This window comes from Micromonospora sp. NPDC005220, from assembly GCF_040607895.1.
In the GTDB taxonomy this organism is placed as follows: domain Bacteria; phylum Actinomycetota; class Actinomycetes; order Mycobacteriales; family Micromonosporaceae; genus Micromonospora.
Genome location: NZ_JBEXHP010000029.1, coordinates 44,378 through 58,159 on the forward strand (window position 1 = coordinate 44,378; position 13,782 = coordinate 58,159).

The following is a 13,782-nucleotide window of genomic DNA, read 5'->3' on the forward strand; positions in this document are numbered from 1 at the left end:
GCAGCCACCTCGGCGGCCGGCCGCACTACGACCGGATTGCCGCCTGGTCGCTGTGACCCGGCGGAACCCTGCTGGTCGCGGTGGAGGGTGTGCTGCGGAGGACCTCGCGGGCCTGTTCGGCAGCGCGGGTGATGCTCTCGCTGATGAAGTCGAGGAAGCGAGCGATGTTCTCCAGGCGGGCGGCGGCCGGGGTGTGCGCGCCGAGCAGGGCGACGCCCTGGCGTGCGGTTGCGACGAGATGGTCGTTGGCCCGGGCGCTGGCGATCGTCGCCTGGTAGAAGAGTTCGTCGTCGACGACGTAGCGGTCGCGGCGACGTTCGTCACGTTCGCGGCGGACGAGGCTCTGGTTCTCCAGGAAGGTGATCGCCTTGGAGATCGACGCCGGGCTGACCTGGAGGCGCTGAGCGAGTTCAGATGCGGTGAGGCTGCCCGAGTCGGTGAGAAAGAGGCGGGCCAGCACCCGGGCGGCCATCTTGTTCAGACCGGAGGCCATGAGGACGGTGGTGAACGTCTCCTCGTACTCGGCCACGGCCTGGGCGTCGCTTCCGTCTGGTTGGCGGGTCGACTCGGCCCCTCGGGGAGGGGCGGACCTGCGCCGGTGGGCGCGGTGTTCGGTTGCGCGGTGGGCCAGGTCCGCGCGGTAGCCGTTGGGGCCGCCGTTGCGCATCACCTCACGCGTCACCGTCGAGGTGGGACGGTCGAGACGTCGCGCGATCTCGGCGTACGGGAGGCTGTCGGCCAGCCCCAGCGCGATCTGCTGGCGGTCCTGGTGGCTGAGCCTGCCTCCCGGCATTCCGATCTCCCTGCTGGTTCTGTGCGGTGCTCCCGAACTCCGTCACTATAGCGTTCACCTACTCTCCAATGCAACGCTGCCGTGGCCGTCGTTGCATTAGATTCAGGACGGTTGCAACAAACTCAAGATGTTTAGCAGGCAAAACGCTGTAGGAGTGCAACTAGCTCGTTGCCTGCTATTGGAAAGCAACGTAGCTTTTCCCATATCGAAAACGCAGCGCGAACATGGGAGAGCCCGATGCAGAGGTTCGACACCCCCGCCCCGATCTCCGTCGTCCTGGACATCCCCGCCGGACGCGTCCAGTTCATCGCCGCTGACCGCGCCGACACCACCGTCGAGGTCCGCCCGGCGGACCCCGCCAAGAGCCGCGACACCACGACCGCCGAGCAGACCACAGTGGCCTACGCCGACGGCGTCCTGCGGATCACCACCGCGGGCCCCATCAACAAGCTCTTCGGCCCGTCCGGATCCTTGGAGGTCACCGTCCGGCTGCCCACCGACTCCCGCGTCGAGGCCAGGGCGGCCAGCGCCGAGGTTCGGGGCGTCGGACGCCTCGGTGACGTCGCCTTCGACGGGGCGTACCGGAAGACCAAGATCGACGAGGCGGCAAGCGTCCGGCTCACCGCGATCGACGGCGACGTCGAGGTCGGCCGACTCAACGGCCCCGCCGAGATCAGCACCGCACGGGGCGACATCAGGATCGCCGAGGCCCTGCGCGGCACTGTCGTCCTCCGTACCGGGTCCGGCGACATCTCGGTTGCCGCCGCCGCAGGCGTCTCGGCCGCCCTGGACGCCGGCACCGGTCACGGCCGCGTCAGCAACGCCCTCAAGAACGACGGCACCGCCGAACTCGACATCCACGCCAGCACCCAGAACGGCGACATCAACGCCCGCAGCCTCTGAAAAGGACTGATCAACATGACGAACAACAGCATGTCCCCGACCAGTTCGACGTGGACCGGCATGGTGTCGGTCGACGACACCGCCCTCGCCGTCACCGACACCGGCGGTCCCGGCATCCCCGTGGTCTACCTCAACGGTCAGTTCGCCACCCAGGGCTACTGGCGGCGGGTCATCGCCGACCTGGGCAGCGGGTTCCGGCACATCAGCTACGACGAGCGGGCTCGCGGCAGGAAGTCGAAGGTCTCAGCCGACTACTCGTTCGAGGCGGCCGTCCGGGACGTCGACGCCGTTCTCGCCGCCCGGGGGGTACACCGGGCGGTACTGGTGGGCTGGTCCTACGGAGCGGTGGTCGGGGCGCACTGGGCCAACCGGAACCCGGAGCGCGTCCTGGGCGCGGTCCTGGTCGACGGCGCGTTCCCGCACGACTGGCTCGACGAGGCCATGGCGCAACGAATCCGCACGATGTTCCGACGAATGAACCTGTTCATGCCGCTGCTGCGCCCGACCGGCCTGACCCCACGAATGAACGCCGACCAGATGGCGGACAGCAACATCGAACTCGGTGAACTCTCCCGCGAACGCGAACTGGGCCCGGTGCTGGACGCCATCACCGTCCCGGTGCGGTACGTGGTCGCCTCCGGAACGTCCCTCGGGAGCCGGGGTGACGAGCAGGAGAAGATCCGCGCCAGCCTCGACGCGGTGACCGCCCGCAACCCGAACATAACGATCGGCGCGAAGGTCGCCAGCAACCACGGCGCGATCCTCAAGAAGGACTTCCGGGCCGTCGCCGACGCCGTGCGCGGGGTCGCCACCCCTCATCGCGAAGGCGCCGGAGACATTCGGTGAGGTCAGAACGCTCGCGTTGACGGGTGCCGCAAGGTCACCCGTCAACGCGAAGCGTCAGGACGATTCGCGGGCGGCCGGGCCGCTGCCGAAGAGCACGTCGTCCCAGCTCGGCAGCCGCTTGCGCGGCTTGCCGCTGGCGTCGGTGGACTCGCCGCCGGCGGCGGCCGCCGCGGCGCCCGTCCGGCGGGGCCGCAGCACCGCCAGCGACGGCACGGCCGGCACCTCCTTGGGCGCGTCCGAATCGTCGTCGAAGGCCGAGCCCTGGCCACCGCCGAGCAGCGCGGCGGCACCCCCACCGACCGGCCGCTGCCGGGGTGCGTCCGACCCGGCGAGAGCAGCCGGGGTACGCGGCTCCAGCCCACGACCCGACGAGGCGCCGAGCGGGCGGTCCAGGGAGGCGAGTAGGGCGTCACGGCCGGCCCGGATCGGATCGCGGCCGGGGCGCGGGTGCTCGGACGCCGCCGGCAACCCGTGCCCGCCACGACTCGGCTCGCCGCGCGACGGGCCAGGCAGGCCGTGCCCGCCCCGCTCCGGTGCCGGCTCCTGGCCGAGGATCGGCGTGGGCCGCTCGGCGCACAGGTACTGCGCCATGTCGTCGTGCGGCGTGACCACCTGCCGGGCCTTGTCCATGTCCCAGATGGCCTGCGCCGTGGCCTTGCCGGACGGCCAGGTGGCGATGATCCGCCAGGTGCCGTCGTCACGCCGGTACGCGTCCCAGGAGATCTTCTCGGTGTCGATGCCGTGCTGGCTCAGGCGGCCGTTGACCACCTCGGCGAGCGGGGTGGGCTTCTCCGCGCCCTTGAGCCGGGTGCGCCGGGCGTGCTGGGCGAGCATGGCCCGCTCCTGCAACACCGGGCCGGCGTAGCGCAGCACGCGGTCGACCGGCACCCCGGCGATCCGGGCGACGTCCTCGGCGGACTCACCGGAGCGGATGCGGGCCTGGATGTCCCGGGGGGACAGTGAGGGAGTCGGGTCGACGGTGCTCGGTGCCACCGCCAGCGGCGGGGCACCCGGCTCGGGGTGCATCACGCCGGCGATGCGTTCGTCGATCGGCAGGGCGAGGAGTCGCCCGACCTCGTCGGCGAGCACCAGCGCCTGGCCGTCCTCGGAAAGGGCGACGAAGCGTACTGGGCGCATTACGTTGCCTCCGTCCCGCTTCGCTGGCCGTACGCCACGAGTCGGCCACCCAGGCGTCTCGGACCACCGTACGCGCATCTGCCTCAGGGTGGGGGAAGCGACACCCCGCATGTCGTGACTGAGCTGCGGCGATGACTACGGTCGGTGTCCGTGGAGGCCCCAGCGGACACCGACCGTGACGAACGTCAGAGTCGCTCGACCACGTAGTCGATGGACGCGGTGAGCGCCTCGACATCGGCCGGCTCGACCGCCGGGAACAGCGCCACCCGCAGCTGGTTGCGACCGAGCTTGCGGTAGGGCTCAGTGTCCACGATGCCGTTGGCGCGCAGCGCCTTGGCGATCGCCGTGGCGTCCACCCCGTCGGCGAAGTCGATGGTGGCGACCACGTTGGAGCGCAGCGCCGGGTCGGTCACGAACGGGGTGGCCACGCTGGACCGCTCGGCCCAGCCGTAGACCGTGGCGGCGCTCTCCGCGGTGCGCTTCGCCGCCCAGGCCAGACCGCCCTGCGCGTTCATCCAGTCGGTCTGCTCGGCGGCCAGGAAGATGGTGGCCAGCGCCGGGGTGTTGTAGGTCTGCTCCAGCCGCGAGTTGTCGATCGCGGTGACCAGGTCGAGGAAGGCGGGGATGTAGCGCCCGGACGCCTTGATCTCGGCGGCCCGGTCCAGAGCGGCCGGGGACATCAGGGCCAGCCAGAGGCCGCCGTCGGAGCCGAAGCACTTCTGCGGGGCGAAGTAGTAGACGTCGGTCTCGCCGACGTTGACCTCCAGGCCACCCGCGCCGGACGTCGCGTCGACCAGCAGCAGCGCGCCCTCGTCGGCCCCGGCCACCCGGCTGATCGGGACGGCCACACCGGTCGAGGTCTCGTTCTGCGGCGTCGCGTACGCGTCCACGCCGGACTCGGCGACCAGGGCCGGCGCGCTGCCGGCGTCAGCCTTGCGGACGGTCGGCTCACCCAGGAACGGGGCGTCAGTGACCGACTTGGCGAACTTGGCGCCGAACTCGCCGAAGCTGGCGAACTGGGCCCGGTCGCGGATCAGGCCGAAGGTGGCGACCTCCCAGAACGCGGTGGTGCCACCGTTGCCGATCACCACCTCGTAGCCCTCGGGCAGGGAGAAGAACTCGGCGATGCCGGAGCGCAGCCGGGCCACCTGGTCACGGACCGTCTTCTGCCGGTGCGAGGTGCCGAGGTAGCTGGTCGCGACCTCGGCGAGGGCGGACACCGCCGCCGGGCGGACCTTGGACGGGCCGCAGCCGAAACGTCCGTCGGCGGGCTTGATCTCATCGGGAATCCGGATGATCGGTGCGTCAGCCACGGTCTTGAAGATCCTTCCGCAAGGGCGAGGGCGGGCCCGGCGACACTGCCGGCCCCCATCCTCGCACCCGGGCCGGGCGGCGATGGGCGGGGTCCCGGCGGTCGGTCTGAGTCGTTCGCCACAGTCGGCCCGAGGCAGCCGTCGACAATGACCGCTTTTCGACGCGAGGCGTCGACAAGGGCCCCTCCCCGACGCTCGGCGTCGAAGAGGGGCCCTTCACCACCGCTCAGACGCCGTGCGGGATGGCCGCCCAGCCCTCGACCTCGGACGGCTTGCGGGCCGCCGGGCCCAGGTAGCGGGCGGACGGGCGGACCAGCCGCTGGAGGCGCTTCTGCTCCAGGATGTGTGCACTCCAACCGCCCATCCGGGCGCAGGTGAACATCGAGGTGAACATGTGCGCCGGTACCTCGGCGAAGTCCAGCACGACGGCCGACCAGAACTCGACGTTGGTGGCCAGCACCCGGTCCGGGCGGCGGGCCTGAAGCTCGGCGAGAGCGGCCTTCTCCAGCGCCTCGGCGATCTCGAAGCGCGGCGCGCCCAGCTCCTTGGCGGTGCGCCGGAGCACTCGGGCGCGCGGGTCCTCGGCCCGGTAGACGCGGTGGCCGAAGCCCATCAACCGCTCACCGCGGTCGAGGACACCCTTGACGTAGCCCTCCGCGTCGCCGCTGCGCTCCACCGCCTCCAGCATGCTGAGCACCCGCGACGGGGCGCCGCCGTGCAGCGGGCCGGAGAGGGCGCCGATGCCGGAGGAGATGCAGGCAGCCGCGTCCGCCCCGGTGGAGGCGACGATGCGAGCGGTGAAGGTGGACGCGTTCAGGCCGTGCTCGGCGGCCGAGATGAAGTACGCGTCGACGGCCTTGACGTGCCGTGGGTCGGGCTCGCCACGCCAGCGCTTCATGAACCGCTCGACGATGGTCTGCGCCTTGTCGATCTCCTTCTGCGGCACCGCCGGCAGGCCGAGGCCGCGCGCGGACTGGGCGACGAAGGAGAGCGCTGTCACCGAGACCCGGGCGAGATCCTCACGGGCCTGCTCGTCGGAGATGTCCAGCAGTTGGTTGAGACCCCAGTACGGGGCCAGCATGGCGACCGCGGACTGCACGTCGACGCGGATGTCACCGGAGTGCACCGGCACCGGGAACGGCTCCGCCGGCGGCAGACCCGGCCCGAACCGGCCGTCGACCAGCAGGGCCCACACGTTGCCGAACGACACCTGGCCGATCAGATCCTCGATGTCGACTCCGCGATAACGCAGCGCGCCGCCCTCACGGTCAGGTTCGGCGATCTCGGTCTCGAAGGCGACGACGCCCTCCAGCCCGGGTTTGAAATCGGCCATGTCGCTCTCCTGGATCTGGTCGGTGCGCCCGATCGCTCATCCGGCCCGATCGGCCGAGCGCCTTAGGCGACCCTCAGGGATGTGTTCGGAACATACTGCCTGCTGAGTAAGGGATACGCGACCCGCTGCGACTGTGCTGCACGCGACATCCCCGGGCGCGCATTCTCTGCCCGGCTCAGTGAGACTGGGGCAGGGCGGGCTGGTCAGCGCGGGAGGGTGCTGGCGGGGCCCCCGAGAAGGAGTGGGGACGTGACGGGTGACACACCCGCCCCGGCCGCGATGCGTAACGAGTACGCCGCGGACCTGGGCCTGACCGAGGCTGACCTGGCCGCTGACTGGCACACCCAGTTCGACAGCTGGTTCGCCGACGCGGTGGCCTTCGGGCTACCCGAACCGAACGCCATGGTGGTGGGCACCGCCGACCCGGCCGGCCGGCCGAGCGGGCGGACGGTGCTGCTGAAGGGGTACGACCCGGAGGGCTTCGTCTTCTTCACCAACCACCTGTCGCGCAAGGGTGTCGAGGCGACCGCCAACCCCTACGCCAGCCTGGTCTTTCCGTGGTTTCCCATGCAGCGTCAGGTGGTGGTCGCCGGGCGGGTCGTGCCCGTCGACCGGGCCACCAGCGAGGCGTACTTCGCCAGCCGGCCGCGAGGCTCCCAACTGGGTGCCTGGGCCAGCCCGCAGTCCCAGGTCGTGTCGGACCGGGCGGTGCTGGAGGACCGGTACCGGGAGGCCGTCGAACGGTTCGCCGACCAGGCCGAGATTCCGACCCCGTCGCACTGGGGCGGGCTGCGGGTCCAACCCGATTCGGTGGAGTTCTGGCAGGGTCGGGCCGGCCGGCTGCACGACCGGCTCCGCTTCCGTCGCCTCGACGAGGGTGGCTGGATCGTCGAGCGGTTGGCGCCGTGACGGGTGTGCAGCAGACCCGACCGCGCGTGGCGCGCCGCTGGGCGATCGACGTACGCCCGCTGCGGGTTCCGGCGTACCGCCGGCTCTGGCTCGGCAACACCGTGGCGATGTTCGGCTTCCAGTTCACCGCCGTCGCGGTGCCGGTGGAGATGTACGCCCTGACGCGGGACTCGTTCTGGGTGGGCCTGCTCGGTGTCGCTGCCTTCGTACCGTTGCTGGTCTTCGGGATCTGGGGCGGCGCGGTCGCCGACGCCCGCGACCGGCGTGCGGTGCTGCTCGGCGGCTCATTGTTGCTCTGGGCATCCACCCTCGGTCTGCTGGTCCAAGCGCTGTTGAACGTGGGCAGCCCGGTGCTGCTGCTGGCGTTGATGGCGGTGCAGTCGGTGGCCTTCGCGATCAGCTCGCCGGCCCGCAGTGCCATGCTGCCCCGGCTGGTGCCGGAGGACCTGGTGGCGTCCGCCACCACCCTGAACTACACGACCTTCACCGCCGCCTCGGTCGCCGGCCCGCTCGCCGCCGGCCTGATCCTCGCCGCCTCGCCGGACACCACTGTGGTCCTGCCGATCGCGTACGGCCTGGACGCGGTGCTGTTCACCGCGCTGCTCTGGGCCGCGCTGCGGCTGCCCTCGCTACCGCCCGAGCCCACCGCCGACGGCCAGGCCCGGCGGGCCGGCCTGGCCAGCGTCATCGACGGGTTCCGCTACCTGGCCACCACCCCGGTCCTGCTGCTCTCCTTCGGGGTGGACCTGATCGCGATGATCCTCGCCATGCCACGGGCTCTCTTCCCGGAGATCGCGCACGAGCGGTTCGGCGGCGGTGGCTCGGTCGGCCTGCTCTACAGCGCCATCGCGATCGGGTCGATGATCGGCGGGCTGACCTCCGGCTGGATCGGCCGGCTCCGCCGACAGGGGCTCGGCCTGGTGCTCGCGGTGGTCGGTTGGGGCCTGGCGATCGCCGCGGCGGGGTTGGCCCACCAGCTCTGGCTGATGGTCGTGCTGCTCGCCGTGGCCGGCGCCGCCGACCTGATCAGCGCGGTGCTGCGTCAGTCGATGCTGCTGGTCTACGCACCGGACCGGATGCGCGGCCGACTCCAGGGCGTCAACACGGTGGTGGTGGCCGGTGGTCCGCGCCTGGGCGACCTGCGCGCCGGCACCATGGCTGCCGGGTTCGGCGGCGGGGTGGCCTGGGTGGCCGGTGGGCTCGCCTCCGCGGTGCTGGTGGTGGTGCTCGCTGTCGCGTTCCCGGCGCTGCTGCGCTACCGGGCTGCGACGGCGTCGAGCGACGAGCGGACCTGACCGGTTAGGGTCGCCGACATGGACAGCCCCGATCCGCGCCCGTTCTCCGGCGCCCAGTGGACCATCTCCGCCGCCGGCCACGAGGCCGTCATCGTGGAGGTCGGCGGTGGGCTCCGGACGTACCGGCACGACGGTGTCGACCTGGTCGACGGGTACCAGACCGACGAGGTCTGCCCCGGTTGCACCGGGCAGGTGCTGGCACCCTGGCCGAACCGGATCCGCGATGGTCGCTACCCGTTCGGCGGGCGGACGCACCAGCTCGCACTGACCGAGCCCGAGCGGCACGTGGCCATTCACGGGCTGGTCAACTGGGTGCCGTGGCAGTTGCTGGAGCAGTCGGCGGACGCCGTGACGGTCGGCTACGACCTGCCGCCGCAGCCCGGCTACCCGTGGCCGCTGCGGCTGCGCAGCCGGTGGAGCATCGACGCGGACGGGCTGCGCGCCGAGCACGAGGTGACCAACATCGGCGCGGAGCTGGCACCGTTCGGCTTCTCCGTGCACCCGTACCTGCAACTGCCGGGCGTCGCGGTGGACGACCTGGTGCTGCGGCTGCCCACCCGGAGCCGGGTGCTGGTGGACGGTCGGCTGCTGCCGGTGGGGGTGACCCCGGTGGCCGGCACCGAGTACGACTGGACCAGCCCCCGCCGGATCGGCGCGGCCGTACTGGACTCCTGCTTTGGCGAGGTGATCCGGGACGCCGACGGCGGTTCGTCGGTGAGCCTCTCCGCGCCGGACGGTTCGTCCGGGGTGAGTATCTGGGCAGATGCCGAGTTCGGCTGGTGGCAGGTGTTCACCGGGGACGCCCTCACCGGCGAGCGGCACCGCCGCTCGGTGGCGATCGAGCCGATGACCTGCCCACCGGACGCCTTCCGGTCGGGCAAGGATCTGCTCACGCTCAAGCCCGGCACGAGCTGGCGAGGTGCCTGGGGCATCCGCCCCGGAGCCTGATGGAGTTCGGCGAGGTCGTCCGCCGTCGGCGGATGGTGCGCAACTACGACCCGGACCGTCCGGTCCCGCCCGACGTGGTGGACCGGCTGCTCGACCACGCGGTCCGCGCGCCATCGGCCGGCTTCGCCCAGGGCTGGGGTTTCCTGGTGTTGGAGGAGCCGGCCGATCGGGACCGGTTCTGGGCCGCCACCACCCCCGACGGCGGTGGGCGGGAGCGTTGGCTCGGGGGCATGCGCCGGGCACCCCTGATCGTGGTGCCGCACGCCAACGAGTCGGCCTACCTGCGGCGGTACGCGGAGCCGGACAAGGGCTGGACGGACCAGTCCGCGGACCGGTGGCCGGTGCCGTACTGGCACGTGGACACCGGCTTCGCCGCGTTGCTGATGCTGCTCACCGCCGTGGACGAGGGGCTGGGGGCGTGCTTCTTCGGCATTCCGCCGCAGCGGCTCGCCGCCTACCGGGACGCGTTCGGCGTGCCGCCGGAGTACCAACCCATCGGTGCCGTCACAATCGGTTACCGAGCGGCCGACCATCGGTCACCGTCGTTGCGCCGTGGGCGTCGCCCGATGGACGAAGTGGTGCGGCGCGGTCGGTGGAACTGAGTCGGACGTCCCGTTCGTCCGGTTGAGGATCGGACGAGCGGTAGTGAAACTGACATCAGGGAGCAGAACGCAACGTGCGCTGGCCCGCTAGGCTGGCACGGTCATCGGTGCCGCGCCGCGCGGTGCCCGCCGCGGCCCGGCTCGGCGCCGTCGGTCGGCCCGGCCACGGGGAGGGGAGCGTGCCGTCGTGATCTTCAGAGCGGTCCGGGACGGGCGTCCCTATCCGGAGCACAATCTGACGCTCAAGCAGTGGGCGGAGATCCCGCCGCGGCCACTGCGCCTGGATCAGATGATCACCACCAAGCGCGAGTTGGCGCTGGACAAGCTCCTCGCCGAGGATTCCACCTTCTACGGTGACCTCTTCCCGCACGTGGTGCAGTGGAACGGCGGTCTCTACCTGGAGGACGGGCTGCACCGGGCGTTGCGCGCCGCCCTCCAGCAGCGCAACCAGATCCACGCGCGGGTGCTGGTGCTCTCCGAGCCCATCGAGTGAGCGCCTCGACCTGAAGCTTCGTTAAGGTGGCGTCCATGACCGCTCCGCTGGACCTGCTCGACCTGGACCCGTCGCTCAGCGAGGAGGAGCGACAGATCCGGGACGTCGTCCGCCAACTCGTCGACGACCGGGTGCGGCCACACGTCGCCGACTGGTACGAGCAGGGCCAGGTGCCCGCCCGGGAGCTGGCCCGCGAGTTCGGCAAGCTCGGCCTGCTCGGCATGCACCTCACCGGCTACGGCTGCGCCGGCGCCTCCGCGGTCGCCTACGGGCTGGCCTGCCAGGAGCTGGAAGCCGGCGACTCCGGCGTCCGCTCCCTGGTCTCCGTACAGGGATCGCTCGCCATGTACGCCATCTGGCGCTACGGCAGCGAGGAGCAGAAGCAACGCTGGCTGCCGTCGATGGCCACCGGCGAGGCGATCGGTTGCTTCGGCCTCACCGAACCGGACCACGGCTCCGACCCCGCCTCGATGGCCACCCGCGCCCGCCGCGACGGCGACGACTGGGTGCTCACCGGCGGAAAGATGTGGATCACCAACGCGCCGATCGCGGACGTCGCGGTGATCTGGGCGCGCACCGACGAGGGGGTACGGGGTTTCGCCGTACCGATGGACACGCCCGGCGTCACGGCCCGGGAGATCCGCCGCAAGATGTCGCTGCGCGCGTCGGTGACCGGTGAGATCGTGCTCGACGACGTCCGGCTCCCGGCCGACGCCCAACTGCCCGAGGCGGTCGGGCTCAAGGCGCCACTGAGCTGCCTCACCGAGGCCCGGTACGGCATCGTCTGGGGCGCGGTCGGCGCGGCCCGCGACTGCCTGGAAACAACCCTGGCGTACGCGACCACCCGCACCCAGTTCGGTCGCCCACTGGCCGGCTTCCAGCTCACCCAGGCGAAGCTCGCCGACATGGCCGTGGAGTTGGTGAAGGGGCAACTGCTCGCGCTGCACCTGGGCCGGCTCGCCGACGCCCGGCGGCTGCGCCCCGAGCAGGTCAGCGTGGGCAAACTGAACAACGTGCGGGAGGCGCTGGCCATCGCCCGGCAGTGCCGGACCATCCTCGGCGCCAACGGCGTCTCCGGCGAGTACCCGGTGATGCGGCACGCCAACAACCTGGAGAGCGTGCTGACCTACGAGGGCACCTCCGAAATCCACCAACTGGTCATCGGGCAGCGGCTCACCGGGCTTGCCGCGTTCGCCTGACCTGCCCTTTTGTCGCTTCCTGGCGCTCGCCGCGCGGGTGTCGTATCGGGGCCGTACCGTCATTGACAGACGACGTGTCTGACGAGGACGGTGAGCGTGATGGCCCGCGACGCTGGCAGCAACGAGCCCACGAGGGAGTTCCCCGGTTACCCGACCGGTGACGATCTCAAGGCGCGGTCGACCTCGACACCCGAGTGGACCGCGGATACGCCGGACGGCCCCGATGGCCCTGCTGGTCCCGGTGGTCCCGCCGGCCCCGGCGGTCCTGCTGGCCCTGGCGGTGGCGATGGCCCTGCCGGTGGCGGCGGTGGTGGGGCGGCCCGAGGTCTGCTCCTGCTGCTCGGCGCCGCCGCGCTGGCCGTGGTCGTGCTGCTCGGCATCCAGGCGACCGGCATCCTGCCGGAGTTCCGCAACCCGTTCGCCAAGGAGCAGACCGACCGCAGTCAGCCGCCACTGCTCAAGTCGATCCAGGACCTCAGCCGCTACGTGGCCGCCGAAGGCAACTTCCAGGTCGTGGTCGACACCCAAAACGACCGGCGCAACGTTCCGGACTTCCTGCTCAACGAGCGCACCCTCTTCGTCGGGGCCGGCAGCGTCGAGGCGTACGTCGACTTCACCAAGATCGGTGAGGGTGCCGTCGTCCAGTCCGCCGACGGCAAGTCCGTCGAGATCAAGCTGCCCGCTCCGCAGCTCGGCGAGACCAACCTCGACATGGAGAAGAGCTACGTCTTCGCCGAGCAGCGCGGTCTGCTCAACCGGCTCGGCGACCTGGTCGGCAACGACCCCAACCGGCAGCAGCAGGTCTACCAGCTCGCCGAGGACCGGATCACCGCCGCCGCCCGGGACAGCGGCCTCTCCGCCCGAGCCGAGGAGAACACCCGCAAGATGCTGGAGGGGCTGCTCCGCTCCCTCGGCTACCAGCAGATCACGGTCACCTACATCGCCCCCTGACCTGCCCCCCCGGTACGCCAAGTTCCCGCCCCTCTACGCCGAAGCGCCCGCTCCGACTTCCGTCGGAGCGGGCGCTCCCGTCTGATGCCCCCGCGGGTGGGCCGCCGCCCGAGGTTCTCGGCGCTCGGGCGGCCTGGGGCTGTCCCGGGTTATCCCGGCGATCCCCGGCGATCCCCGGCGATCCCCGGTGGTCCGGTTGGTCCCGGTGGTCCGGTGGTCCCCCGGTGGTCCGGTGGTCCCGGTGGTCCCTGGCGGTCCGGTTGGTCCCGGTGGTCCGGGTTGTCCCTGGTGGTTCCGGCGCCTCCGGTGGTTCCGGCGCTCTCAAGCCGCCGCCGTGGCCAAAGGCGATCATCGATCTATCGGATCTTCGATGCCCTGGGCTGCGATACGAGCAGATCTTGGACAGTTTCCGTTAGGTGCTAACGGAAACTGTCCAAGATCTCTAATTACGTGGGGTGCGGGGCGGGATCAGTGTCCGGTGGAGGCGAGGTAGCGGTCCTCGTTCGGCATCAGCACCCACAGGATCAGGTAGACGATCACCTGCGTGCCGGGCAGCAGCAACGACAGCAGGAACAGCAGCCGGACCATCCCGGCCGACATGCCGAACCGCCGCCCGAGACCGGCGCAGACACCAGCGATCATGCGCCCCTCGCGGGGCCGGACCAGTTTGCGACTCATCGTCGTACTCCCACTCTGCGGCGGTGCGCCGCGTCTGCAATCCACGGTAGAAAGGGATGGCCACCTCGCCCTCGGTCCCGAGGATGAGCGGCGACCCGTGGACCCGTAGGTGCTTTACCCGGGCAGCCCCTTGCTGACGCCTCCCCGAGTCGCCCGCCGCCCACCACCCGCCGCGGTCATTTGGCGCGCCCACCCCAGCCGGCCAGCGCCCGCCGCCCGCCTCCTGGTCCGCCGCGTCTGCCTCAGCGGGGCGGAGATCGTGCTCGATCCTGGTTGTAGTGGCATCGAGCACGCGCGTACACCACTAGATCCAGGATCGAGCACGATCTTGCGGCGGCCTGGCGGCCTGGCGGCGTGGCCGGGCGGGCGGCCTGGCCGGGCG

General features: G+C 71.3%; 14 protein-coding genes. 9 read left to right on the top strand and 5 right to left on the bottom strand.

What is annotated here, in order from left to right; translation table 11 throughout:
- Positions 1–25: 25 nt before the first annotated feature.
- Positions 26–793, bottom strand: a complete 768-nt coding sequence (locus tag ABZU52_RS14600; RefSeq protein ID WP_354971534.1) for a helix-turn-helix domain-containing protein — start codon at positions 791–793, stop codon at positions 26–28.
- 237 nt (positions 794–1,030) lie between these two features.
- Here ABZU52_RS14600 and ABZU52_RS14605 point away from each other — a divergent pair, with 237 nt between their 5' ends.
- Both ABZU52_RS14605 and ABZU52_RS14610 read left to right on the top strand, forming a co-directional pair.
- Positions 1,031–1,696 carry a DUF4097 family beta strand repeat-containing protein gene (locus ABZU52_RS14605; RefSeq protein WP_354971535.1) on the top strand — a complete coding sequence of 222 codons (666 nt, stop codon included), beginning with the start codon at positions 1,031–1,033 and terminating at the stop codon, positions 1,694–1,696.
- A gap of 15 nt (positions 1,697–1,711) precedes the next feature.
- Positions 1,712–2,542, top strand: a complete 831-nt coding sequence (locus ABZU52_RS14610; protein ID WP_354971536.1) for an alpha/beta fold hydrolase — start codon at positions 1,712–1,714, stop codon at positions 2,540–2,542.
- Between the two features lie 54 nt (positions 2,543–2,596).
- On the opposite strand, the gene sepH is transcribed toward ABZU52_RS14610, so the two are convergent.
- The 3 genes from sepH to ABZU52_RS14625 all read right to left on the bottom strand — a co-directional run bounded on the left by sepH (position 2,597) and on the right by ABZU52_RS14625 (position 6,325).
- A complete protein-coding gene (sepH, locus tag ABZU52_RS14615) occupies positions 2,597–3,679 on the bottom strand; it encodes a septation protein SepH (RefSeq protein WP_354971537.1) in 1,083 nt (360 codons plus the stop codon).
- Positions 3,680–3,864: 185 nt separating this feature from the next.
- On the bottom strand, positions 3,865–4,992 hold the full coding sequence (gene serC / locus ABZU52_RS14620; protein ID WP_354971538.1) for a phosphoserine transaminase: 1,128 nt from the start codon (positions 4,990–4,992) through the stop codon (positions 3,865–3,867).
- Between the two features lie 226 nt (positions 4,993–5,218).
- Positions 5,219–6,325, bottom strand: coding sequence for a citrate synthase 2 (locus ABZU52_RS14625; RefSeq protein WP_354971539.1), 1,107 nt, complete (start codon positions 6,323–6,325; stop codon positions 5,219–5,221).
- Between the two features lie 279 nt (positions 6,326–6,604).
- Here ABZU52_RS14625 and pdxH point away from each other — a divergent pair, with 279 nt between their 5' ends.
- The 7 genes from pdxH to ABZU52_RS14660 all read left to right on the top strand — a co-directional run bounded on the left by pdxH (position 6,605) and on the right by ABZU52_RS14660 (position 12,722).
- Positions 6,605–7,234, top strand: coding sequence for a pyridoxamine 5'-phosphate oxidase (gene pdxH, locus ABZU52_RS14630; RefSeq protein WP_354971548.1), 630 nt, complete (start codon positions 6,605–6,607; stop codon positions 7,232–7,234).
- Complete coding sequence (locus tag ABZU52_RS14635; RefSeq protein ID WP_354971540.1) at positions 7,231–8,529, top strand: MFS transporter; 1,299 nt, start codon at positions 7,231–7,233, stop codon at positions 8,527–8,529. The genes pdxH and ABZU52_RS14635 overlap by 4 nt, the downstream gene beginning before the upstream one ends.
- Positions 8,530–8,547: 18 nt before the next feature.
- A complete protein-coding gene (locus ABZU52_RS14640) occupies positions 8,548–9,477 on the top strand; it encodes an aldose 1-epimerase family protein (RefSeq protein ID WP_354971541.1) in 930 nt (309 codons plus the stop codon).
- Positions 9,477–10,079 (top strand): nitroreductase family protein, encoded by a 603-nt coding sequence (locus ABZU52_RS14645; RefSeq protein ID WP_354971542.1) that lies wholly within the window; start codon positions 9,477–9,479, stop codon positions 10,077–10,079. Before ABZU52_RS14640 ends, ABZU52_RS14645 begins: the two co-directional genes overlap by 1 nt.
- A gap of 187 nt (positions 10,080–10,266) precedes the next feature.
- Positions 10,267–10,572 carry a type II toxin-antitoxin system VapB family antitoxin gene (locus tag ABZU52_RS14650; protein ID WP_030329612.1) on the top strand — a complete coding sequence of 102 codons (306 nt, stop codon included), beginning with the start codon at positions 10,267–10,269 and terminating at the stop codon, positions 10,570–10,572.
- Positions 10,573–10,607: 35 nt separating this feature from the next.
- Complete coding sequence (locus ABZU52_RS14655) at positions 10,608–11,771, top strand: acyl-CoA dehydrogenase family protein (protein WP_354971543.1); 1,164 nt, start codon at positions 10,608–10,610, stop codon at positions 11,769–11,771.
- Positions 11,772–11,870: 99 nt separating this feature from the next.
- Positions 11,871–12,722, top strand: coding sequence for a DUF4230 domain-containing protein (locus tag ABZU52_RS14660; RefSeq protein WP_354971544.1), 852 nt, complete (start codon positions 11,871–11,873; stop codon positions 12,720–12,722).
- 468 nt (positions 12,723–13,190) lie between these two features.
- Here ABZU52_RS14660 and ABZU52_RS14665 read toward each other — a convergent pair whose 3' ends face one another.
- Positions 13,191–13,400 carry a PspC domain-containing protein gene (locus ABZU52_RS14665; RefSeq protein WP_030486383.1) on the bottom strand — a complete coding sequence of 70 codons (210 nt, stop codon included), beginning with the start codon at positions 13,398–13,400 and terminating at the stop codon, positions 13,191–13,193.
- Between the last annotated feature and the right edge of the window lie 382 nt (positions 13,401–13,782).

What these genes read in the sequence shown, in the direction of transcription:
- ABZU52_RS14645 (WP_354971542.1), top strand. Translation starts at nt 9,477, where the DNA reads ATGGAGTTCGGCGAGGTCGTCCGCCGTCGGCGGATGGTGCGCAACTAC.
- ABZU52_RS14640 (WP_354971541.1), top strand. Translation starts at nt 8,548, where the DNA reads ATGGACAGCCCCGATCCGCGCCCGTTCTCCGGCGCCCAGTGGACCATC.
- ABZU52_RS14655 (WP_354971543.1), top strand. Translation starts at nt 10,608, where the DNA reads ATGACCGCTCCGCTGGACCTGCTCGACCTGGACCCGTCGCTCAGCGAG.
- ABZU52_RS14625 (WP_354971539.1), bottom strand. Translation starts at nt 6,325, where the DNA reads ATGGCCGATTTCAAACCCGGGCTGGAGGGCGTCGTCGCCTTCGAGACC.
- ABZU52_RS14605 (WP_354971535.1), top strand. Translation starts at nt 1,031, where the DNA reads ATGCAGAGGTTCGACACCCCCGCCCCGATCTCCGTCGTCCTGGACATC.
- ABZU52_RS14600 (WP_354971534.1), bottom strand. Translation starts at nt 793, where the DNA reads ATGCCGGGAGGCAGGCTCAGCCACCAGGACCGCCAGCAGATCGCGCTG.
- ABZU52_RS14665 (WP_030486383.1), bottom strand. Translation starts at nt 13,400, where the DNA reads ATGAGTCGCAAACTGGTCCGGCCCCGCGAGGGGCGCATGATCGCTGGT.
- pdxH (WP_354971548.1), top strand. Translation starts at nt 6,605, where the DNA reads ATGCGTAACGAGTACGCCGCGGACCTGGGCCTGACCGAGGCTGACCTG.
- ABZU52_RS14660 (WP_354971544.1), top strand. Translation starts at nt 11,871, where the DNA reads ATGGCCCGCGACGCTGGCAGCAACGAGCCCACGAGGGAGTTCCCCGGT.
- sepH (WP_354971537.1), bottom strand. Translation starts at nt 3,679, where the DNA reads ATGCGCCCAGTACGCTTCGTCGCCCTTTCCGAGGACGGCCAGGCGCTG.
- ABZU52_RS14610 (WP_354971536.1), top strand. Translation starts at nt 1,712, where the DNA reads ATGACGAACAACAGCATGTCCCCGACCAGTTCGACGTGGACCGGCATG.